The sequence below is a fragment of the Patulibacter sp. genome (assembly GCF_030655195.1).
Taxonomy (GTDB): Bacteria; Actinomycetota; Thermoleophilia; order Solirubrobacterales; family Solirubrobacteraceae; genus Patulibacter.
In genome coordinates this window covers 26,756-45,769 of sequence record NZ_JAURWA010000112.1, presented here as the reverse complement: position 1 = coordinate 45,769, position 19,014 = coordinate 26,756, and the positions used below count along the sequence as shown (strand labels likewise).

General features: G+C 73.5%; 22 protein-coding genes. 7 read left to right on the top strand and 15 right to left on the bottom strand.

Features of this window, described 5'->3' with window-relative positions; all coding sequences use genetic code 11:
* Positions 1 to 48: 48 nt before the first annotated feature.
* The gene (locus Q7T67_RS12100; protein WP_304789575.1) at positions 49 to 546 is read right to left on the bottom strand and encodes an NAD(P)H-binding protein; all 498 of its coding nucleotides are present in this window, start codon (positions 544 to 546) and stop codon (positions 49 to 51) included.
* A 188-nt stretch (positions 547 to 734) separates the two neighbouring features.
* On the opposite strand from Q7T67_RS12100, the gene Q7T67_RS12095 reads away from it, so the two are divergent.
* On the top strand, positions 735 to 2,177 hold the full coding sequence (locus Q7T67_RS12095) for a wax ester/triacylglycerol synthase family O-acyltransferase (RefSeq protein ID WP_304789572.1): 1,443 nt from the start codon (positions 735 to 737) through the stop codon (positions 2,175 to 2,177).
* 32 nt (positions 2,178 to 2,209) lie between these two features.
* On the opposite strand, the gene Q7T67_RS12090 is transcribed toward Q7T67_RS12095, so the two are convergent.
* The 5 genes from Q7T67_RS12090 to Q7T67_RS12070 all read right to left on the bottom strand — a co-directional run bounded on the left by Q7T67_RS12090 (position 2,210) and on the right by Q7T67_RS12070 (position 7,164).
* The gene (locus Q7T67_RS12090) at positions 2,210 to 2,443 is read right to left on the bottom strand and encodes a hypothetical protein (protein WP_304789569.1); all 234 of its coding nucleotides are present in this window, start codon (positions 2,441 to 2,443) and stop codon (positions 2,210 to 2,212) included.
* A 139-nt stretch (positions 2,444 to 2,582) separates the two neighbouring features.
* The gene (locus tag Q7T67_RS12085; RefSeq protein WP_304789567.1) at positions 2,583 to 3,488 is read right to left on the bottom strand and encodes a heme o synthase; all 906 of its coding nucleotides are present in this window, start codon (positions 3,486 to 3,488) and stop codon (positions 2,583 to 2,585) included.
* A gap of 40 nt (positions 3,489 to 3,528) precedes the next feature.
* A complete protein-coding gene (ctaD, locus tag Q7T67_RS12080; protein WP_304789564.1) occupies positions 3,529 to 5,199 on the bottom strand; it encodes a cytochrome c oxidase subunit I in 1,671 nt (556 codons plus the stop codon).
* Between the two features lie 26 nt (positions 5,200 to 5,225).
* Positions 5,226 to 6,176 (bottom strand): cytochrome c oxidase subunit II, encoded by a 951-nt coding sequence (gene coxB, locus Q7T67_RS12075; protein ID WP_304789561.1) that lies wholly within the window; start codon positions 6,174 to 6,176, stop codon positions 5,226 to 5,228.
* A 166-nt stretch (positions 6,177 to 6,342) separates the two neighbouring features.
* Positions 6,343 to 7,164 carry an enoyl-CoA hydratase/isomerase family protein gene (locus Q7T67_RS12070; RefSeq protein WP_304789558.1) on the bottom strand — a complete coding sequence of 274 codons (822 nt, stop codon included), beginning with the start codon at positions 7,162 to 7,164 and terminating at the stop codon, positions 6,343 to 6,345.
* Between the two features lie 114 nt (positions 7,165 to 7,278).
* Here Q7T67_RS12070 and Q7T67_RS12065 point away from each other — a divergent pair, with 114 nt between their 5' ends.
* From Q7T67_RS12065 to Q7T67_RS12055, 3 genes are all read left to right on the top strand, one after another.
* Complete coding sequence (locus Q7T67_RS12065; protein ID WP_304789554.1) at positions 7,279 to 8,217, top strand: phosphatase PAP2 family protein; 939 nt, start codon at positions 7,279 to 7,281, stop codon at positions 8,215 to 8,217.
* A 156-nt stretch (positions 8,218 to 8,373) separates the two neighbouring features.
* Positions 8,374 to 9,351 (top strand): thioredoxin-disulfide reductase, encoded by a 978-nt coding sequence (trxB, locus tag Q7T67_RS12060; RefSeq protein ID WP_304789550.1) that lies wholly within the window; start codon positions 8,374 to 8,376, stop codon positions 9,349 to 9,351.
* 224 nt (positions 9,352 to 9,575) lie between these two features.
* Complete coding sequence (locus Q7T67_RS12055; RefSeq protein WP_304789547.1) at positions 9,576 to 9,737, top strand: hypothetical protein; 162 nt, start codon at positions 9,576 to 9,578, stop codon at positions 9,735 to 9,737.
* Between the two features lies 1 nt (position 9,738).
* On the opposite strand, the gene Q7T67_RS12050 is transcribed toward Q7T67_RS12055, so the two are convergent.
* Entirely contained in the window at positions 9,739 to 10,182 is a 444-nt protein-coding gene (locus tag Q7T67_RS12050) for a cyclic nucleotide-binding/CBS domain-containing protein (protein WP_370695395.1), read from the bottom strand.
* Between the two features lie 185 nt (positions 10,183 to 10,367).
* On the opposite strand from Q7T67_RS12050, the gene Q7T67_RS12045 reads away from it, so the two are divergent.
* From Q7T67_RS12045 to Q7T67_RS12035, 3 genes are read left to right on the top strand one after another with little or no spacing between them, the layout of a single operon-like run.
* Positions 10,368 to 10,769 (top strand): helix-turn-helix transcriptional regulator, encoded by a 402-nt coding sequence (locus Q7T67_RS12045; protein ID WP_304789542.1) that lies wholly within the window; start codon positions 10,368 to 10,370, stop codon positions 10,767 to 10,769.
* Positions 10,770 to 10,804: 35 nt separating this feature from the next.
* Positions 10,805 to 11,083, top strand: a complete 279-nt coding sequence (locus Q7T67_RS12040) for a hypothetical protein (RefSeq protein WP_304789538.1) — start codon at positions 10,805 to 10,807, stop codon at positions 11,081 to 11,083.
* Positions 11,084 to 11,115: 32 nt separating this feature from the next.
* Entirely contained in the window at positions 11,116 to 11,673 is a 558-nt protein-coding gene (locus Q7T67_RS12035) for a hypothetical protein (RefSeq protein ID WP_304789535.1), read from the top strand.
* 109 nt (positions 11,674 to 11,782) lie between these two features.
* On the opposite strand, the gene Q7T67_RS12030 is transcribed toward Q7T67_RS12035, so the two are convergent.
* The 8 genes from Q7T67_RS12030 to rplM form a co-directional block, all read right to left on the bottom strand.
* The gene (locus Q7T67_RS12030; RefSeq protein WP_304789532.1) at positions 11,783 to 12,493 is read right to left on the bottom strand and encodes a hypothetical protein; all 711 of its coding nucleotides are present in this window, start codon (positions 12,491 to 12,493) and stop codon (positions 11,783 to 11,785) included.
* Positions 12,494 to 12,768: 275 nt separating this feature from the next.
* On the bottom strand, positions 12,769 to 13,182 hold the full coding sequence (locus Q7T67_RS12025; protein WP_304789529.1) for an HIT family protein: 414 nt from the start codon (positions 13,180 to 13,182) through the stop codon (positions 12,769 to 12,771).
* 31 nt (positions 13,183 to 13,213) lie between these two features.
* Positions 13,214 to 14,356: an alanine racemase gene (gene alr / locus Q7T67_RS12020; protein WP_304789526.1), complete on the bottom strand. Its 1,143-nt coding sequence runs from the start codon at positions 14,354 to 14,356 to the stop codon at positions 13,214 to 13,216.
* Between the two features lie 35 nt (positions 14,357 to 14,391).
* Complete coding sequence (locus tag Q7T67_RS12015) at positions 14,392 to 15,954, bottom strand: NAD(P)H-hydrate dehydratase (RefSeq protein ID WP_304789523.1); 1,563 nt, start codon at positions 15,952 to 15,954, stop codon at positions 14,392 to 14,394.
* A complete protein-coding gene (locus Q7T67_RS12010) occupies positions 15,951 to 16,328 on the bottom strand; it encodes a holo-ACP synthase (protein ID WP_304789520.1) in 378 nt (125 codons plus the stop codon). The genes Q7T67_RS12015 and Q7T67_RS12010 overlap by 4 nt, the downstream gene beginning before the upstream one ends.
* A gap of 82 nt (positions 16,329 to 16,410) precedes the next feature.
* On the bottom strand, positions 16,411 to 17,757 hold the full coding sequence (glmM, locus tag Q7T67_RS12005; RefSeq protein ID WP_304789517.1) for a phosphoglucosamine mutase: 1,347 nt from the start codon (positions 17,755 to 17,757) through the stop codon (positions 16,411 to 16,413).
* 13 nt (positions 17,758 to 17,770) lie between these two features.
* Entirely contained in the window at positions 17,771 to 18,166 is a 396-nt protein-coding gene (gene rpsI / locus Q7T67_RS12000) for a 30S ribosomal protein S9 (RefSeq protein WP_304789584.1), read from the bottom strand.
* Positions 18,167 to 18,540: 374 nt separating this feature from the next.
* Positions 18,541 to 18,978 carry a 50S ribosomal protein L13 gene (gene rplM, locus Q7T67_RS11995; protein ID WP_370695394.1) on the bottom strand — a complete coding sequence of 146 codons (438 nt, stop codon included), beginning with the start codon at positions 18,976 to 18,978 and terminating at the stop codon, positions 18,541 to 18,543.
* Between the last annotated feature and the right edge of the window lie 36 nt (positions 18,979 to 19,014).

The following is a 19,014-nucleotide window of genomic DNA, read 5'->3' as shown; positions in this document are numbered from 1 at the left end:
CCGGCGGAGCGGCGCGGCCGCCGCGGTCCCGCGCGACCCCGGATGGGCTCAGCCGCGGTCGCGCGCGACGATCCGCTCGATCGCGTCCGCGGCCGAGGCCGCCCACCCGTCGAGGTCGTCCGTGTCGTGGTGCAGCAGGCCCCACGGGATCTCGTTGTGCCGGCACATCCGCTCGACGGTGCGCGCACCCTGGCTCAGGAGCTCCACCGGCAGACCGCCGTTGCACTCGTAGAGGACGCCGCGCACGGTCGTGTCGATGACGCGCTCCAGCAGCATCTCCAGCCGGGTCTGGTGCAACGCCTGCACGCGCAGCGGGTCGCCGGTGGCGGTCCCCAGCGCCCAGATCAGGACGGTGACGTTGTCCAAGGCGTAGCGCAGCGTGCCGATCCGGTCGGGGTCCCCGTCGTAGGGCTCACCCCCGGCGGCCACGATCTCCGCGTGCCGAGCCGGATCGCGGGTGACGACCCGGACGGCGTGACCCTCCGCGGCGAGCAGCCGCGTGAGCGAGAGGCCGCGGGCGCCGCCGCCGATCAGGAGCAGCCGCACGACGCCTGGGGGGTCAGGGGATCCATCGGGCGAGTCTAGGGGCCGGGCCGTCGGGCGGTGGCGCCCGGCGCTCCGGCGGGGTCGTGGGGCCGACCGGGTGCGGGGCCACGGACGCCGGTGATGGCCGCCGGTGCGCCGTGGACGTCGAGTATGGTCGGCGGCGACCGGCTCCCCGGGCGACCCACCTGATGCCGACCCACCCCCTCATCGAGCTCACCGCCGCCGACGTCTCGCTGCTCCGCGAGGAGCGCGACGCCTCCGCGCACATGCACGTCGGCGGCGTCTCGCTCTTCGACGGGCCGGCACCGTCGATCACCGACCTGCGGACCCACGTCCTCGAGCGGCTCGAGCGGGTGCCGCGCTACCGGACCACGGTCGTCCCGCCCCCGCTGGGCATCGGCCGACCGCACTGGGCGGTCGACCCGAACTTCACCATCGAGTTCCACGTGCGGCACGCCGCGCTCCCGTGCCCCGGCGACGAGCGGGAGCTGCGGACGGCCGCCGCCCGGCTGTTCTCGCAGCGCCTGGACCGCCGCCGGCCCCTGTGGGAGCTCTGGATGATCGAGGGCCTCGAGGACGGCCGCTTCGCGATCGTCACCAAGTCCCACCAGGCGCTGGTGGACGGGATCGGCGCGGTCGACCTGATGACGGCGCTGCTCGACGCCGGCTCGGAGCCCGAGCCCGTCGCGCCGTCGAGGCGCGCGGGGATCTGGCTGGCGCCGCCGCTGCCCACGTCGGCGCAGCTCGTCGCGTCCGCGGCCCGCGACGCCGCCCGGGTGGCGATCGTCCGGCCCCTGCGTCTCGCCGCGCTCGCCGCCCGACCGGCCGAGGCCCTCGCCGGGGCGGCGGCGGGCGCGGCCGGGCTCGGCGATCGCGTCTCGCGGCGCCTCAAGCCCGCCCCGCCGTCGCCGTTGAACGTCCCGATCGGCCCGCACCGGCGCCTGGCCCGGACCGCGATGCCCGTCGCCGACCTCAAGCGCGTCAAGGACACGTTCGGCGGCACCGTCAACGACGTGGTCCTCGCGGTCGTCGCCGGCGCCGTCCGGGCCTGGATGACCGACCGCGGGCTGCAGACCGACGGCGTCGAGCTGCGCGTCGCGGTGCCCGTCGCGGTCGAGGCCCGGCGCCGCGAGGCCCGGCCGATCGCCCTGCTGCACGCCCCGTTGCCGATCGGCGAGCCCGACCCGCTCGTCAGGTTCGAACGCATCCGCCGGGCGATGTCGGAGGCGACCGCCGGCCACGACGTCGTGGCCGCCGAGCGCCTGACCTCGTCGGAGCGCTTCGCACCTCCGACGGTGCTGGCGCAGGTGGCGCGGCTGCGCTTCGACGAGCGCCGGTTCAACCTGCTGGTCGCCAACGTGCCGGGGCCGACGGAGGACATGTTCCTGCTCGGCCGACGCCTCGAGACCGTGGTCCCCGTGCCGTTCCTGTCAGGAGAGCGGTCGCTCGCGATCGCGGTGACGTCCTACGCCGGCACGGCCGAGTTCGGCCTGCTGGGCGATCTGGACAAGCTCGCGGACATCGACGTGCTGGCCGAGGGCCTCGACACGTCGATCGCCGAGCTCCTGACGCTCGCCCGGCGCGGGCGACGCTCCAGGCGGGTCCGGCGCAGCGCGCCCACCGCCGACTGAGACGCGGCGGGCGACGAGCGCCCGCGACGCGTCTAGTGCTCGTCGTGGTGCAGCGGCAGCGCGTTGGTCTCGCGGATCGCGTCGCGCACCCACGCGACGAGCGTGCCGACCGTGATCAGGAGGCCCACGGCGATGATCCAGTGGCTCGTCGTCACGCCGACGAGCAGGATGGTGACGCCGACGGTGAGGATCAGCGGCTGGGCGCTGTTGCCGGGGAGGTGGATCTCGTCGCCGACGGGCGGGACGGGCTTCTCGAGCTCGCTCATGATGCTCCTAGGAGACGTAGATCACGGCCGCGACGAACGTCAGCAGGAACATCACGAGGATGACGATGCCGGCGATCAGCGCGTCGCGCAGGTTGCGCTTGGCGAGGTTGCGATCCATGTGAGGGTGCTTCTTCCGGGGTCAGATCTTGGCGTCGAGGACCATGCCGGCGAACAGCACCGTCAGGTAGATCAACGCGTAGAGGTGGAGGGACAGCGCGGCGGCGCGGGTGCCCTTGCGCAGCAGCACGAACGACTGGCGCATGAGCTCGACGCCCAGCAGCAGCGCGATCGCGAGGTAGATCGTCCCGAACGCACCGGTGATGACCGGGACGACGGAGACGACCACCGTGATCGCGGACCAGATGACGATCGCCTTGAACGTGTAGGCGTCGCCCTTGACCACGGGCAGCATCGGGATGTTCGCGGCCGCGTAGTCGTCCTTGATCAGCATGGAGAGCGCCCAGAAGTGCGGGGCGGTCCAGGCGAAGACGATCGCGAAGGGGTACAGCGAGTCGACGGCGAAGCCGCCGGTGACCGCGGCCCACCCGACCATGGGCGGGAACGCGCCGGCCAGACCGCCGATGACGATGTTGTTGGTCGTGCGGCGCTTGAGCCACATCGTGTAGACGCCGACGTACCAGGCGAACCCGGCCAGGGCCAGGAGCGCCGCGGTGACGTTGGCCGCCAGCGCCAGCAGCGCGAACGACGCGATCGTCAGCCAGAGACCGACCCACAGCGCGACGTGCGGCTGCATGCGCCCCGACGGGATCGGTCGGTCCTGCGTCCGCTCCATCAGGCAGTCGATGTCGCGGTCGTACCAGTGGTTGACCGCGCTCGCCCCGCCGGAGGCGAGCGAGCCGCCGACGACGGTGGCCAGCACGAGCCAGATCGACGGGCTGCCGGCCGCGTACATCGCGGTGACCGTCGTCAGGAGCAGGAGGACCTGCACCTTCGGCTTGGTCAGCGCGACGATGTCGGCGACGAGCTGCCGCGCGTCGGAGTGGACCCGCACGGGTGCGGACCCGGTGGTGACGGAGGTCGACATGCGGGTCACCTCCCCCCGGAGGCGCTGAGGACGCGCCGGATCACGCGGAGACCGGGTCGGGCTCGTTGTTCCGGCGCTCGATCTCGGCGCGGATGTCCTTCATCGGCTCGACCGAGCGCACGCGCGGGACCGCGTCGAAGTTGTTCTGCGGCGGCGGCGACTGCGTGAACCACTCGAGCGTGTTGGCCTTCCACGGGTCGGGCCCGGAGACGGCGCCGTGCTTGAGGCTGCGCAGGGCGTTGATCGCGGTCAGCAGGATGCCGATGCCGAGGATGAACGCGCCGATCGTCGAGATCAGGTTGTAGATCGCCAGGTTGCCGACGTCCGCGTACTCCGGGATGCGCCGGGGCATGCCGTCCAGGCCGATGGAGTGCTGGACCAGGAACGTGGTGTGGAAGCCGATCAGCATGGTCCAGAAGCTGATCTTGCCGAGCTTCTCGTCCATCATCCGGCCGGTCATCTTCGGGTACCAGTAGTAGAGGCCCGAGAAGACCGCGAACACCGCGCCGCCCATCAGCACGTAGTGGAAGTGCGCGACGACGAAGTACGTGTCGTGCAGCTGCCAGTCCACCGGGTAGAGCGCGAGGATCACGCCGGTGATGCCACCGATGAGGAACGTGCCCAGGAAGCCGACCGCGAAGAGCAGCGGCGTGGCGAAGATGATCGTCCCGCGCCACAGCGTGCCGATCCAGCTGAAGATCTTGATGCCCGTCGGGATCGAGATCAGCATGGACGAGACCATGAAGAACACGAGCACGACGCTCGGGCTCGGCGTGGTGAACATGTGGTGCGCCCAGACCATCAGGCCCAGGAAGGCGATGGTGAGCGTCGAGGCCGCGATCGCCTTGTAGCCGAAGATCGGCTTGCGGGCGAAGACCGGGAGGACCTCGGAGATGATGCCGAAGCCCGGCAGCACCATGATGTAGACCTCGGGGTGGCCGAAGAACCAGAAGAGGTGCTGCCACAGGAGCGGCGAGCCACCCTCGGCCGGGTCGTAGAAGTTCGTCCCGAAGTGCCGGTCCGTCAGGAGCAGCGTCACGGCCGCGGCGATCGCCGGCAGGGCCAGGATCAGCAGGACCGAGTACGTCAGGATCGTCCACGCGAACAGCGGCAGGCGGCTCCAGGTCATGCCCGGGGCCCGGAGGTTGGCGATCGTGACGTAGAAGTTGACCGAGCCGACGAGCGAGCCGATGCCCGTCAGGTGGACGAGGAAGATCCACGCGTCGACGCCGCCGTTGGGCAGGTAGTCCTTCGACGCCAGCGGGACGTAACACGTCCAGCCGCACTCCGGCGGGTTGAAGAAGACCGAGGCGTAGAAGACGAGGCCACCCGCGGCCAGCATCCAGAAGGAGAGGGCGTTCAGCTTCGGGAACGCCATGTCCCGTGCGCCGATCATCAGCGGCACGAAGTAGTTGCCGAAGCCGGCCATGACCGGCACCACGAACAGGAACACCATCGTGGTGCCGTGCATCGTGATCAGCTGGTTGTACGTCTTGAAGTCCAGGAGCGTGTTGTCCGGGACCGCGAGCTGCAGACGGATGAGGAGCGCCTCGACCCCGCCCACGCCGAAGAAGGCGAAGGTGAGGACCAGGTACATGATCCCGATCTTCTTGTGATCGGTGGTCGTGACCCAGTCGACCCAGCCCTTCATGGGCTTCTCGACGGAGTGGGCGACGACCTGAGGGATCGGCGTGGCGGTGACGGTGGCCATGGGAAGTCTTCCTCGTTACCGGGCGATCAGCGCTGGGCGGCGCCGGCGGCGGACTCGGCGTCGGTGCTCGACGTCGACGCTTCGGGGGTCGTGGTCTCGTTCTCGGCGGCCTGGGCCGCCGCTGCAGCGGCATCGTTCTTGGCCTGCTGGTCGCGGAACTGCTGGGCCGCGACGCCGGCCTGGGCGAGGCTCTGCTTCTGGCCCGCGAGCCACTGGGTGAACTCGTCGGGCGTGACGGCGCGGACCCGCGCGGTCATGTTCGCGTGGTTGCGGCCGCAGAGCTCGGCGCACTGGCCGACGTACGTGCCCTCCTTGCCGCGGGGGATCTTGAACCAGGTGTGGTTCGTGTAGCCCGGGAGCGCGTCGGCCTTGCCGCCGAGCTTCGGGATCCACCAGGCGTGACCGACGTCCGAGCTGCGGATGTCGAGGGTGACGGTCGTCCCGGTGGGGACGACCATCTCCTCGTACGCCTGGACGTTGTTCTGACGGTCCTGGTCGGCGTCTGGGTACGTGAAGCGCCAGGCGTACTGCTGGCCGTTGACGTCGATGTTCAGCGACTTGCCGTCCTTGGGCAGGAGCTCCTTGTCCTTCGCCGTCTGGTACCCGGCGGGGATCGCCCAGCCGTCGGCGTCGGAGTTGTCCGGGTTGCGGATGCCCGGGAGCATCAGGAACGTGACGATGCCCAGGACGAGCACGATGCCCGCGGCACCGGCCGTCCAGCCGATCTCCAGGCGGGTGTTGCCGTGGAGCTGCTCCGCCACCGCGCCGGGACGGGCCCGGAACTTGACGATGGCGTAGACGAGGGCGCCGAAGACCGCGATGAAGATCACGACGCCGACGCCGAACACCACGGCGTAGAGCGTGTGGATGCGGTCCGCGTTCGGAGAGCCGCCGTGTTGCGGCGCCCAGAACGAGGCGGAGGCTGGTCCGGCGGTGACGAGCGTCAGGCCGATCGCGAGGGCGATCGCCGACGTCAACGTGCGCCAGGAAGCCCTAGTGAGGTGAGGGATCCGGTTCGAGCGTCGCAAAGCCTGCCGGATTCTAGTGACGGACTGCACCGGAAGGAACCACCCTCGCGTCGTCGGACCCGAAGCCCGTTGGAATGGGGGTTTGGCGTCGAACATGGGGAGCGGGAACGCGCCGTCAGCGGCCGATGTAGGTCGGCTGCTCCTTCTTCATGAACGCCGAGACGGCCCCCGCGAAGTCCGTGGAGTCGCCCAGGAGACCCTGCTCCCGGGCCTCGAGGGAGAGGACCTCCTCCAGGCTCCGGAGGACCAGCGCGTTGAGGACCCGCTTCGTCGCGGCGTGGGAGGCGGTCGGGCCGGCGGCCAGCGCCCGCACCTGCTCCTCGAGCGCGGAACGGAAGCCCTCGGTCGGACGGACGCGGTTGACGAGACCGATGCGGAGGGCCTCCTCCGCCTCGACGACGCGGCCCTCGAGCATGATCTCCGACGCCCGCGTCCAGCCCAGCCGGGCGACGAGGAAGATCGACGCGCCACCGTCCGGGCCCAGACCGATCTTCGTGAACGCGTGGTTGAGCTTGGCCCGCTCGCTGACGGTCACCAGGTCGCACGCGAGCGCGAAGCTCATGCCGATGCCCGCCGCGGTGCCGTCGACACCGGCGAGGACGGGCTTGTCCAGCCCGCGGACCGCGCGCATGATCGGGTGGTACCTGGCGTGGAGCAGACGCTCGAGGTCGGGGCGACCGGAGGCCCGGGTCGGGAGGCCGCCCTGGGACATCGACCCGAGGTCGGCGCCCGCCGAGAAGCCGCGTCCTGCGCCCGTCACCAGCACGGCCCGGACGTCGTCGCCGGCGCAGGCGTTCAGGGCGTCCACGAGGTCGGTCGCGATCTGGCCGTTCCAGGCGTTCAGGACCTCGGGGCGGTTCATCTCCACGATCGCCGCCGCGCCGTCGCGCAGCAGGTTGACCGTCTCGTACTCCTGGACCGTCTCGAAGTCGCTCATGCGCGCCAGGATGACAGACTTCCGGGCGTCGGCTGGCTGGCTGGCCAACCCACCTCGCGGGCCTCGTGCGACCGGGCGCCGGGGGTGCACGCTCCCCCGCTAGGGTCCGGCCTCGTGACGCCCCGGAACCTCATCCGCGCGGCCGCCTGGGCGGCGGTCGGGCTCGGCGTCGCCGCCCCCCTGGCCCGCCGTCGGCTGCGGCTCAAGCCGGCGGTCGTGCTGGCGACCGCCGCCGCCGCGCCGGTCGCCGTGACGTTCCTGGTGCCGCGGTCGCGGTCCCGCGACGCCGTGGTCTGCACCCTGCAGATGTGGGCCTACTTCGCCGCCTACGAGATGCCGGCGGACGACCCCGAGCGCCTGCGCTCGCGCGTCCGCGTGGACTACCCGATCCGGAGCGACCTCCGGATCGGTCGTGGCCGGATCCCCACGGTGCGCCTCCAGCAGGCCCTCCACCGCGACGGGACGTTCCAGTGGTGGGAGAAGGCGCTCAGCGTCAGCCACTGGGTCTGGTTCTTCGTCCCCCACTCCACCGTCGCGTACGTCCTCCTGCGCCACCCCGAGCAGTTCCCGCGCGCGGCGGCCCGCATCTACGGCACGTTCGACCTCGGCGCGGTCGTGTACTGGGCCGTCCCCACCGCCCCGCCGTGGTTCGCGGCCGAGGCCGGGCGGATCGACTTCGGCCCGGACGGCCGGCCGCTGCGCCGACTCATGCGGGAGTACGGCGAGGAGCTCTTCGGCGACCGCTGGCCGCAGCTCTACGACGCGCTGGGGGGCAACCCGCTCGCCGCGATGCCCTCCCTGCACTTCGGCACCTCGGTCGCGTCCGCCCAGGTGCTGCGCGACGTGGGCCCGGTGGCCGGCGCGATCGGCTGGACCTACGCGGCGACGCTCGGCTTCGCGCTGGTCTACCTCGGCGAGCACTACGCGACCGACATCATCGCCGGCGGCGCGCTGGCCGAGGCCGTCCGCCGGGCGACCCCGCTGGCCGCCGGGCCGCTCGTGCGCACCGGCGACGCCATCGGGCGCGTCGCGGGGCGCGCGCGCACGGCCTGAGGGCCTCCGGCCCCCGTCGCCTCCGTGCCGCGTACCGTTGGGCGACCGCGAGGAGCCTGACGACCAGACCCCTGGCGCCCGGGCACTTCATTTTGTAAAGTGCAGGAAGACGGTGGAACGCGACCGCGCCCACCCGACGACCGAGAAGGACCTTCAATGCCGAACCCCGAGAACGTCATCATCATCGGCAGCGGCCCCGCCGGCTACACGGCCGCGCTGTACACGGCGCGCGCCGAGCTCGAGCCCCTCGTCATCGAGGGCTGGAACTGGGGTGGCCTGCTCCAGCAGACCACCGACGTCGAGAACTTCCCCGGGTACCCCAAGGGCATCCTCGGGCCGGACATGATGCAGGACCTGCGCGACCAGGCCGAGCGCTTCGGCGCCCGCCTGAAGACGGAGCAGGTCACGAAGGTCGAGCTCAGCGACGAGCCCGGCGGGCTGCACTCCGTCTGGATCGACGACGAGGAGCACAAGACGCGCGCCGTCATCGTCTCCACGGGTGCCGAGCACCGCAAGCTCGGGGTCCCCGGCGAGGACGAGCTCTCCGGCCGCGGCGTCTCGTACTGCGCCACCTGCGACGCCGCGTTCTTCAAGGACCACGACACGCTGATCGTCGGAGGCGGCGACTCCGCCATGGAGGAGGCCATCTTCCTGGCGAAGTTCGGCCGCTCCGTCACGGTCGTCCACCGCCGGGACGAGTTCCGCGCGTCGGCGATCATGGTCGATCGCGCCAGGTCCGTGGAGAACATCCACTTCAAGACGCCGTTCGAGGTCGAGCGGTTCGAGGCCGCCGCGGGCGACGGCCTGAAGCCCCTCTCGACGGTCGTCCTGAAGAACACCGTCTCGGGCGAGACGGAGTCGATGCAGATCACGGGCGCGTTCATCGCCGTCGGCCACGACCCGCAGAGCGAGCTCGTCGAGGGCCAGCTCAACACGGACGACGAGGGCTACGTCGTCGTCGAGGGGGTCACGACCGAGACCTCCAAGCCCGGCGTGTTCGCCGCCGGCGACCTCGTGGACCCCTCCTACCGCCAGGCGATCACCGCCGCGGGCTCCGGCTGCAAGGCCGCCCTGGACGCCGAGCGCTACCTGCGCGACGTCCCGGTCCTCGCCGACGACGTCGCGCGGGTCTAGCGGCGCCCCGCCGGGCGCGGCGCGGCAGGAGCCGCGGCGCGCCCGGCGAACCTCCGTCCACGGCGTCGCGGTGCGACGCCGGCGGGCGCCCGTCCCGCCGGTCGGCCACCGTTCGTCCAGTCGCGGGGCCCCGGCTGTGGTCGGTGACGACCACGGCCGATCACCCGATCACGACGAAGCCACCGCAACCGCACGCCGGTTCCGGTGTATCAGGAGGTAGACCCATGACGGACCAGAACACGTACAGCTTCCCCAAGGTCTCGCCGGCCGATCCGCACGAGCTCCGCGAGAGCCTCCGCGCCCGCCGCCGCGAGACCTCCGACGCCGCCGCGAAGGCGCGGCGCGACGAGGCCGCCGACGGCCGCCCCGACGCCCGCCACCACTAGCTCACGAGATCGCGACCGCGTCCGCGTCCTTCGCGGTCGCCGGGCCCGCGCCCGGGTCGCCGAGCAGCCCGCGGTCCTTCGCCCATGCGCGGGTGATGTCCCGGACGGACAGCACGCCCTGCAGCTCCGGTCCCTCGAGCACGACGAGGTGGCGGAACCCCCCGTCGACCATCGCGGCGGCCGCGTCGTCGAGCGACCAGGACGGCTCGGCGTAGACCACCGACGTCGTCACGTGGCTCGACACGAGGACCTCGGACGGGTCCTCCCCCGCCGCGACCGCGCGCAGGACGTCCCGTTCGGTGAGGATGCCCGGCCCCTCGCCGTCGGGATCCATGACGATCGCCGCCCCCACGTTGCGCTCGGCCATCAGGCGCGCCGCCTGGCGGAGCGTGTGACCCGGTCCGACCTCGACCACCAGCGGGCTCATCGCGTCTCGTACCAGCATCGTCCTCGGAACTCCTCGGGTCGGGTCGTCGTGCCCTTCGGCACCTACGCTCGTGCCGTTCCGCACAAGGAGATGGAGTCTACGCCACCGGGCGGCTCCTCGCGAGGACGGCGTATCGGCCGACCCGCGACGGATCTCGCGGCCGGAGTGATCCCTCCGAGGGGCTGCTCCGTACCCCCTGTGACATGCGGCGACCCGACACCATCTTCATCCGCACGGCCCTGTACGAGGAGGCCGTCTCCGTCCTGCGCGAGGAGTACGCGTCCGACCTCACGGTCGCCGAGCTCGCCGACCGCGTCGCGTGCTCGTGCCGCCAGCTGCAGCGGGCGTTCCACGACATCGGCGGCACGAGCTTCCGCTCCGCGCTGATCGAGATCCGCATGGAGGAGGCCGCCGAGATGCTCGCCCGGGGCCCCGTGTCGGTCCGCGAGGCCGCGCGCTCCGTCGGCTACCGCCAGCCGGCGCAGTTCGCGAAGGCGTTCCGCCGGCACCACGGCGTCGCGCCGTCGCAGTACCGGATCGGCCGCCACATCGGTCGCCTGCGCGACCTCCGCGAGGCCGCCGAGCGGCCCGCCGTCGCGGCCTGACGCCCGGACCCCCGCGGAGCAGGTAGATTTCGCGCATGGCCGCACGTCAGCGCTACCGGTTTCGCGCGCCCTCCACGGGTCGCGAAGTCATCATCGAGGCCCAGCCCGGGCACACCTACCGGGACCGCGAGACGGGCGAGGTGCTCGACGTCGTCGGCAAGCTCGTCCCGCTCGCCCCGAGCGCGTCGCTCCTCCCGTGGTCGCTCGAGAACCTGCGCCACTGCCCCAACTGCGGGCAGATGGCCCAGCGCGACCTCAACGACTGCCCCACCTGCGGGCGTCGCATGGCCCCGGTCGAGACGGCCTCGGCCTGATCCCCGGTCCCGGACGCCGAACCGGACCGATCATGCGCACCGCCCCGCTCCGCCGACTCCTCGTCACGGGGGTCCTGTGCGCGAGCGTCGGAGGCCTCGCGGCCTGCGGCAGCTCCGAGCTGGCCACCGACATCGAGCCCTCGCGGGCCCCGGCGCTGACCTCCCCCACGGGTGATGGTCTCGCCTCGGGCGCCGGGGACCAGGCGGGCGCGATCAGCGACCTGCCGGCCACCACGACCACGGGCCCGGCACCCCCGTCCGGCGACACGGCCGACACGGGCACGGCGGGCGACACCGGCTCGGACACGTCGTCCTCGTCCACGGACAGCGGCACCGCGACCCCGTCGACCGGCGGTGGCGGGACGGCGACGACGACCTCCACCCCGTCGGCCGCGGCCGGCAGCGGCGGCACGGGCGGCACCGCGACGCCCAGCGGCGGCTCGGGTTCGGGCACCAGCACCTCCGGCGGCGGCTCGGGCTCGGGTTCGGGCACCAGCACCTCGGGCGGCGGCGCGTCGTCCTCCGGTGGCGGGGCATCGCCGAGCGAGTTCGGCGAGTTCTGCGACACGAATCCCGGCGTCTGCCGCTGAGTCCCGGGGCCGGGCGACCGCGACGTCGTCACGGACCGGCCGCGTCCTGCCGGCGCACCGCGGGGCGCCGTTGGGTCCGGCGACGCGCCGGACCGGGACGGCCCGGCTGCTAGCGCGAGGTCCTCTTCGCCGTCTTCGTCGTCTTCGTCGGCGTCGGGACCAGCGTGGCCGTGTAGGACATGCGCTCGGCCTTGTAGAGGCAGTTGAACGTGCCGCTGCGTCCGACCGACAACGTCGTGTCGACGTAGTAGTCCTTCTTGCGCTCGTCCGTGGTGCCGCCGCAGCGGCCGGTCGGGCGGCTGGCGCGCCACGACGTGTTCGTCCCGTAGCCCTGGACCAGCGTCGGCGCCCACGACGGCACGCTGAGGCCGAGGACGTCGCCCTTCTTCACGGCGATCGACGTCGGCAGCGCGAACGTCGTCTCGCCCCCGAAGTACGGGTCGAGCTTCTTGATCGACGAGCCCGCGACGACGGACGCCGCGACGCTCTTGCCGCGCCGCAGCACGACGAGGCCGGCGCTCGCACGGCCGAGCTGCTTCTCGAGCGCCTTGCGGTCGTCGTCGGACGGGGCGCCGAGCGTGATGCTCCAGGCGACGATCCGGCCGTCGGACGGCACGACGTAGACGTTGCGGTTGCCGTCGACGCTCGTGGGCAGCGCCGTGGTGCGGGTGACGACCGAGCACGCGTCGGGGCAGCGGGGCGGCCGGCCGTCCGTGACCGTCCCGACCTCGGTGATCTTCGCGGCTGACGCACCGGCCGGGACCACCGCCAGGGCGGTGACCGCGAGGCCGAGGGAGACGACGGTACGACGACTGCTCATGGTGTTCGAAAACCCTCCGGGGGGCTGGAAGTTGCGGCCGACGGACGCGCGATGACGCGCCCCGGGGTCGATCCGCCGGCGGATCGGGGTGGACGCGGAAGCGGTCCGTTCCGGCCGACGGCGTCCACATCGGACGCCCGGGGCCGCTCCTGGAGCGGCCGACACGCGTCCATCGTCCCTCATCCCCCGCCGGCCCGGGACGGCTGCAAGGGGGCGCCCGCCACCGGCGGGCGGGGGCGGTCGCCGGGAGGGCCGACGACCGGCCGCGCGCGTCGTCAGGCGGTCAGCGTCGCGTGGGTCGCCGTGATCTCGTCGCGGTCGCCCGGCGCGGGGACCCACGGGAGCGTCAGCGGGTCGTCGGCGTAGCGCGGCACGACGTGCACGTGGAAGTGGAAGACCGTCTGCCACGCCTGCGCGCCGCAGTTGTTCAGGAGGTTCACCCCGACGGTGTCGAGCCGGTCCGACAGCAGCGTCGCGACCCGGCGGGCGGTCGCGGCGGTGGCGGCGAGGGCGTCGTCGTCGATCGTCAGGAGGTCGCGGTGGTGGTCCTTCGGGATCACCACGGTGTGGCCGGGCGTGGCCGGATTGACGTCGAGGAACGCGACCGTGCGCTCGTCCTCGGCGACGACGAGCGAGGGGAGCTCGCCCGCGACGATCTTGCAGAAGATGCAGTCCGGATCCTGGGCCATGGGCCCAGCCTATCCGGCGACGCCCGGGGTCTCAGGAGCGGGCGTCGTCCTGACCGGACGCCGGCACCGGGACGCCGTCGCGATGGTGCTCGCGGGGCACCCGCGGGCCGATGGCGCAGGTGACCTCGTAGTTGATGGTGCCCAGGCGCCGGGCGACGTCCTCGGCGGTGATGCGCTCGTCGCCGTCCCGTCCCACCAGCACGACCGTGGCGCCCGGTGCCTCGGCTGCGTCGGGCCCCAGGTCGACGCCGATGCTGTCCATCGACACCCGACCGGCGATCGGGACCCGCCGACCCCCGACGAGCACCTCGCCGGGATCGACCGGGGCGCGACGGACCCCGTCGGCGTAGCCGGCCTGCACGGTGCCGATGCGGGTGGGCCGGTCCGCCACGTACCGTCGGCCGTAGCCCACGCTCTCCCCCGGCTCCAGCGGCTTGACCGACGACAGCCGGGCGATCCACTCCAGGGCGGGCTCCAGCCCGTGGTCGTCGGGGTCGCGGTTCATCGGGTCCATGCCGTAGACGGCGATCCCGGGACGCACGAGGTCGAAGTGGGCCGCGGGCTCCCGCAACGTCGCGGCGCTGTTGGCGGCGTGCAGGACGACGCCGGGGTGGCGTCGGCGGACGTCCTCCCCCCAGGCCGTGAACCGCGAGAGCTGCAGGGGGAACAGCTCGTCGTCCGGGTCGTCCGCGGTCGCGAAGTGCGTCATCGCCCCCGACAGCCGCAGCGGGGCGGTCGTGGCGATCCGGTCGCACAGACCGAGGGCGACGGCGGGATCGCGCTGCCCCAGGCGTCCCATGCCGCTGTCGAGCTTGACGTGGACGTCGGCCGGGCGCCCGGCCCGCAGGAGGCGGTCGACGCCCTCGTCGTCCCACACGACGACCTCGGCACGGGCGTCCAGGGCCTCCGACAGGTCCTCGTCGTCCAGGGGGCCCAGGACGAGCAGGCGGGCGTCGATGCCACCGCGCCGCAGCGCGGTCGCCTCTCCCGCGGTGACGACCGCGAGCCAGGTCGCGCCACCGGACACCGCGGCGCGGGCGGCCGGCACCGCTCCGTGGCCGTAGCCGTCCGCCTTGACGACGGCGCAGACCGCGGTCCCGCGGCCCACGCGGTCCTGCAGGAGGGCCACGTTGCGCTCGATCGCGGCGACGTTGATGCGGGCGACGACGCGCATCGTCCCCACGCTACCGGCCGCGACCGTCCGTGCGGTCAGCCGGTGGCGTCGCGGCGCGCCCGGCCCAGGCGCTCGGCGACGTCCCGGGCCGCCACGCCGTCCGGACCGTGCTCCTCGGAGGCCAGGGCGCCGGCCCGCAGGTGCAGCCAGACCCCGGCCGCGGCGGCCTCGAAGGCCTCCGTGCCGCGGGCGAGCAGCGCGCCGATCGTCCCCGCCAGGACGTCGCCGGTGCCGGCGGTCGCCAGGCCGGGGACGCCGCCGGGGCTGACGCCGACCCGACCGTCGGGCGCGGCGACGACGGTGTCGTCGCCCTTCAGCACGACGACCGCCCGGGCACGGGTCGCCGCCGCCCGTGCGTGGTGCAGCCGGCGGGCGGCGACCTCGGCCGTCGGGACGTCGAGCAGACGGGCCAGCTCGCCGGCGTGCGGCGTCAGGACCGCCTGCCTGCCTGCCGGGTCGGGACCCGCGAGCGCCTCGGGATCCCCCGCGACGGCGGCCAGGGCGTCGGCGTCGAACACGACGGGACCCGCGTGGCGGGCGACGAGCTCGCGGAGCAGCGCCCCGCGCGATCCCCCGCGCCCCAGTCCCGGGCCGACCACGAGCGTCCCTCCGTGGCTGCCCAGGGCGTCCAGCACCGCGACCGCCGCCTCCGAGGTCACCCCGCCGGCGTCGTCGCAGGGGAGCACGAGCCCGAGCGTCTCCGTGGGGGCGCGGGCGAGGATCGCCGCCTCGATGCTCGCCGGCGCGGCGACCGTGACGTAGCCGGCCCCGGCGCGCATGGCGCCGTGCGCGGCCAGGCACGGGGCGCCGCTCATGCCGGGCGCGCCACCGAGCACCACGACGTGGCCCGAACGGAACTTCGTGCCGTCCGCGCCGCGGGTCGGGAGCGCCCCCACCACGCGCTCCGTCAGGACCCCGCACCACGGCGCGGGAACGTCCGGACCGGTCCGCTCCGGGATGCCGATGGGCGCCACCTCGACCCGGCCGGCGTGCGTCTTGCCGGGCGCGATCCAGTGCCCGGGGGCGGCGGCGTGGAAGGTGACCGTGGTCGTGGCCGTCACCGCGTGCTCGCCCGGGGTCTCGCCCGTGGTCGCGTCCACGCCGCTGGGGACGTCGCAGGCCACCACCGGGACGTCGATCCCGGCGAGCGCCTCGATCGCCTCGGCCGCCACGCCGCGCGGTGCGTCTCGTGCGCCGGTGCCGAGGATCGCGTCGACGACGACGGCTGCGCCCTCCAGGGCGCCGGCCCGCCAGGGCTCCGCCGCCCCGGTCGCGTCGCGGGCGGCGGCGGCGTCTCCCTGCAGGCGCTCGTCCGGGACCGTCGAGACCAGGCGCACGGGCCGGCCGCGTCCGCGGAGCAGGCGGGCGGCGACGTACCCGTCGCCGCCGTTGTTGCCGGCACCGCACACGACGACGACGAGGCCCTCGGGGACGAGCCGCACGACGGCGTCGGCCAGCGCCGCACCCGCGGGCTCCATCAGCGCGCCGCCGACCATGCCGAGCTCGTCGATCGCCCAGGCGTCCGTGGCGTGCATCGCCTCGGCGTCGACGAGCGGGTCCAGGCCCGCCGGGAGCGCCGGCCGGTCCGTGGTGCTCACGCCGCCGCCCCCGTGCCGCCGACGGCCCACGCGACGGCGGCCGCGCTGCGCCGCTCGTGCGTCAGCGAGATCACGACGGCCACCCCGAGCTCGCGGGCCCGCTCCGCCGCCGCACCGTGCAGGCGGACCTCAGGGGGTCCCCCGTCACCCACGACCTCGATCTCGAGCGGCCGGAACGCGTCCAGGCGCAGCGCCTTGGTCACGGCCTCCTTCGCGCAGAACCGGGCGGCGAGACTCCGGACGGCGCGCGGCCGGCCGGCGTCCGAGGTGTGCTCGCCGGGGTGGAAGAGACGGTCGCGCAGCCCGGGCCGGCGGTCCAGGGCGGACGCCAGGCGGTCCACGTCCATCAGGTCGATCCCGACGCCGTCGTTCATGGGCCGAGACTACCCGCGGGCCCGTCCTGCCCACACCGCCCCGCGGGCGACCCGCGGACCCGCCGGGCGATGCCCCGCGGACTCAGGGGCCGACGCGGCCCGGCAGACGCTCGACGAGGGCCTGGCAGACCTCGCGGGCCTCGGCCTCCGTCGGGGCCTCCGCCATGACGCGCACGAGCTGCTCGGTGCCCGAGGCGCGGACGAGCACGCGTCCGCGGCCCGCCAGACCGGCGTCCGCGGCACCGACGGCCTCGAGCACGACGGGGTCCGCCATCACGCCGTCGCGGTCGGACACCGGGACGTTGATCAGGACCTGCGGCAGGCGCTCCATCGCGGAGGAGTCCGCCAGCGGCGCGCCGGACAGCGACTCCATCAGCAGGAGCGCCGCCGCGACCCCGTCGCCCGAGGGTGCGAAGCCCATCTCGATCAGGTGGCCCGACTGCTCGCCGCCGAGGGTCCAGCCGCGCTCGTCGAGCGCGGCGACCACGTGGCGGTCGCCGACCGGCGTGGTCTCGACCTCGATGCCCGCGGCGTCCATCGCCGCGTGGAAGCCGTAGTTCGACATCACGGTGACGGCCACGCCGCCCGTCAGACGCCCCGCCCCGTGCAGATGACGGGCCATGATGGCGAGCAGCTCGTCGCCGTCGTAGGCCCGGCCGGCCCCGTCGACGGCGAGGACGCGGTCGCCGTCGCCGTCGAACGCGAAGCCGATCTCGGCCCCGGACTCGACCACGAGCCCCTGGACCGCGCCGGGGTGCGTGGACCCGACGCCCAGGTTGATGTTCCGGCCGTCGGGCTCGTCCCCGAGGACGACGACCTCGGCGCCGCGGCGCCGGAACGCCTCCGGTCCGACGACGGACGTCGCGCCGTTGGCGCAGTCCAGCGCGACGCGGACGCCGTGCAGGTCCAGGTCGCCGAATCGCTCGTCGAGGGCGCGCAGGTGGTCCTCGACGGCACCGTGGAAGACCGAGACGCCGCCGATGTCCGTGCCGTGCGCGGCGTCGTCCGGCAGGTCCTCGACGAGGCCGGCGACGCGCTCCTCGAGCGCATCGGGCAGCTTGCGCCCGTCCGGCCCGAACAGCTTGATGCCGTTGTCGGCGTGCGGGTTGTGCGACGCCGACACGACGGCGGCGAGGTCGAAGCCGAGGCGGCCGACGATGATGGCCGCCGCCGGGGTCGGGACGACGCCCGCCAGGTGGACGTCGGCGCCCGAGGCCGACGCGCCGGCCGCGAACGCGGCCTCGAGCATCGGCCCGGACTCCCGCGTGTCGCGGACGACCAGGACCCGCGGACGCGCGGGACCGGCGGGTCCGCCCCGGGGCGCGACGCCCCCCAGAACGGCAGCACGGCCGAGTCGCAGGGCGAGCTCGGCCGTGAGGACCGCGCCGGCCCTCCCGCGCACACCGTCGGTGCCGAAGAGCCGGGACATGTGGAGCCTGGTCCTAGCGCTTCGAGAACTGCGGGCGCTTACGGGCCTTCTTGAGGCCGGCCTTCTTGCGCTCCTTGACGCGCGCATCACGCGTCAGGAAGCCGCGCTTCTTGAGCTCGCCACGCAGGTTCGGCTGGGCGACCAGCAGCGCGCGGGAGATGCCATGGCGCAGCGCACCGGCCTGGGCCGAGACGCCGCCGCCCTGGATGCTGACGCGGACGTCGAGGTTCTTGTCCTGGCCGACGACCTCGAGGGCCTGACGGATGTTGCGGCGCAGCGCCTCGCGCGGGAAGTACTCGTCGAGGCCCTTGCCGTTGACGGTGTAGGTGCCCTCGCCCGGCGAGAGGATGACGCGGGCGATCGCGGACTTGCGCTTGCCCGTGGCGGCGTAGCGCGCGCCGGCGGACAGGTCGATCGAGACGTCGGCGATCGGCTCGTCGGACGCGTCGTCGCTGTCGGCGTTCTCGCCCTCGGCGGTCTCGCCGTCGGCGTCGCCCTCGGCGTAGTAGCCGAACTCGTCGGGCTTGTCGCCCTGGGCGCCGGCGCCCTCGAAGACGAGGTCGACCTCCAGGTCGGCACCCGGGATGGAGGGCTTCACGCGGGGCGCGTCGTCCTCCTCGTCGGAGTCGTCCTCGGCGACGGCCTCCTCGGCCGGAGCCTCCTCGGCGACGGGCTCGTCCGGCGTCTCGGCGACGGGGGCGGTCTCGGCGGCGTCGGCCTGGGGTGCGTCCTCGGTGACCGCGGGGGTCTCCTCGGGCGTCTCGTCGGGGGTGACGTCGTCAGTCATCGGGCGTTGATCTCCAGGGCCTGCGGCTTCTGGGCCACGTGCGGGTGCTCGGGGCCGGCGTAGACCTTGAGCTTGGTCAGCTGCTTCTTCGCGAGGCGGTTCTTGGGCAGCATGCCCTTGACGGCCTTGCGGATGATCTCCTCGGGCTGCTTCTCGAGCTGCTCCTCGAAGGTGCGCGTGTACAGACCGCCCGGGAAGCCCGAGTGACGGTGGTACAGCTTGTCCGTCCGCTTCTTGCCCGTGACCGCGATCTTCTCCGCGTTGATCACGACGACGAAGTCGCCGGTGTCCACGTGCGGCGTGTACTCCGGCTTCTTCTTGCCGCGGAGCTGCTCGGCGATCTGGGTGGCGAGGCGCCCGAGCGTCAGGTTCGTGGCATCCACCACGTACCAGGAGCGTTCACGGGTCTCGGAGCTGGCGACGTACGTCTTCACAAGGATCTCGGCTGGCGCGGGCAGGGATGGACGCGC

What these genes read in the sequence shown, in the direction of transcription:
- Q7T67_RS12095 (WP_304789572.1), top strand. Translation starts at nt 735, where the DNA reads ATGCCGACCCACCCCCTCATCGAGCTCACCGCCGCCGACGTCTCGCTG.
- alr (WP_304789526.1), bottom strand. Translation starts at nt 14,356, where the DNA reads ATGCGCGTCGTCGCCCGCATCAACGTCGCCGCGATCGAGCGCAACGTG.
- Q7T67_RS12050 (WP_370695395.1), bottom strand. Translation starts at nt 10,182, where the DNA reads ATGCTGGTACGAGACGCGATGAGCCCGCTGGTGGTCGAGGTCGGACCG.
- Q7T67_RS12030 (WP_304789532.1), bottom strand. Translation starts at nt 12,493, where the DNA reads ATGAGCAGTCGTCGTACCGTCGTCTCCCTCGGCCTCGCGGTCACCGCC.
- Q7T67_RS12090 (WP_304789569.1), bottom strand. Translation starts at nt 2,443, where the DNA reads ATGAGCGAGCTCGAGAAGCCCGTCCCGCCCGTCGGCGACGAGATCCAC.
- glmM (WP_304789517.1), bottom strand. Translation starts at nt 17,757, where the DNA reads ATGTCCCGGCTCTTCGGCACCGACGGTGTGCGCGGGAGGGCCGGCGCG.
- Q7T67_RS12085 (WP_304789567.1), bottom strand. Translation starts at nt 3,488, where the DNA reads ATGTCGACCTCCGTCACCACCGGGTCCGCACCCGTGCGGGTCCACTCC.
- trxB (WP_304789550.1), top strand. Translation starts at nt 8,374, where the DNA reads ATGCCGAACCCCGAGAACGTCATCATCATCGGCAGCGGCCCCGCCGGC.
- Q7T67_RS12010 (WP_304789520.1), bottom strand. Translation starts at nt 16,328, where the DNA reads ATGAACGACGGCGTCGGGATCGACCTGATGGACGTGGACCGCCTGGCG.
- Q7T67_RS12035 (WP_304789535.1), top strand. Translation starts at nt 11,116, where the DNA reads ATGCGCACCGCCCCGCTCCGCCGACTCCTCGTCACGGGGGTCCTGTGC.
- Q7T67_RS12025 (WP_304789529.1), bottom strand. Translation starts at nt 13,182, where the DNA reads ATGGCCCAGGATCCGGACTGCATCTTCTGCAAGATCGTCGCGGGCGAG.
- ctaD (WP_304789564.1), bottom strand. Translation starts at nt 5,199, where the DNA reads ATGGCCACCGTCACCGCCACGCCGATCCCTCAGGTCGTCGCCCACTCC.
- Q7T67_RS12055 (WP_304789547.1), top strand. Translation starts at nt 9,576, where the DNA reads ATGACGGACCAGAACACGTACAGCTTCCCCAAGGTCTCGCCGGCCGAT.
- Q7T67_RS12045 (WP_304789542.1), top strand. Translation starts at nt 10,368, where the DNA reads ATGCGGCGACCCGACACCATCTTCATCCGCACGGCCCTGTACGAGGAG.
- Q7T67_RS12040 (WP_304789538.1), top strand. Translation starts at nt 10,805, where the DNA reads ATGGCCGCACGTCAGCGCTACCGGTTTCGCGCGCCCTCCACGGGTCGC.
- Q7T67_RS12070 (WP_304789558.1), bottom strand. Translation starts at nt 7,164, where the DNA reads ATGAGCGACTTCGAGACGGTCCAGGAGTACGAGACGGTCAACCTGCTG.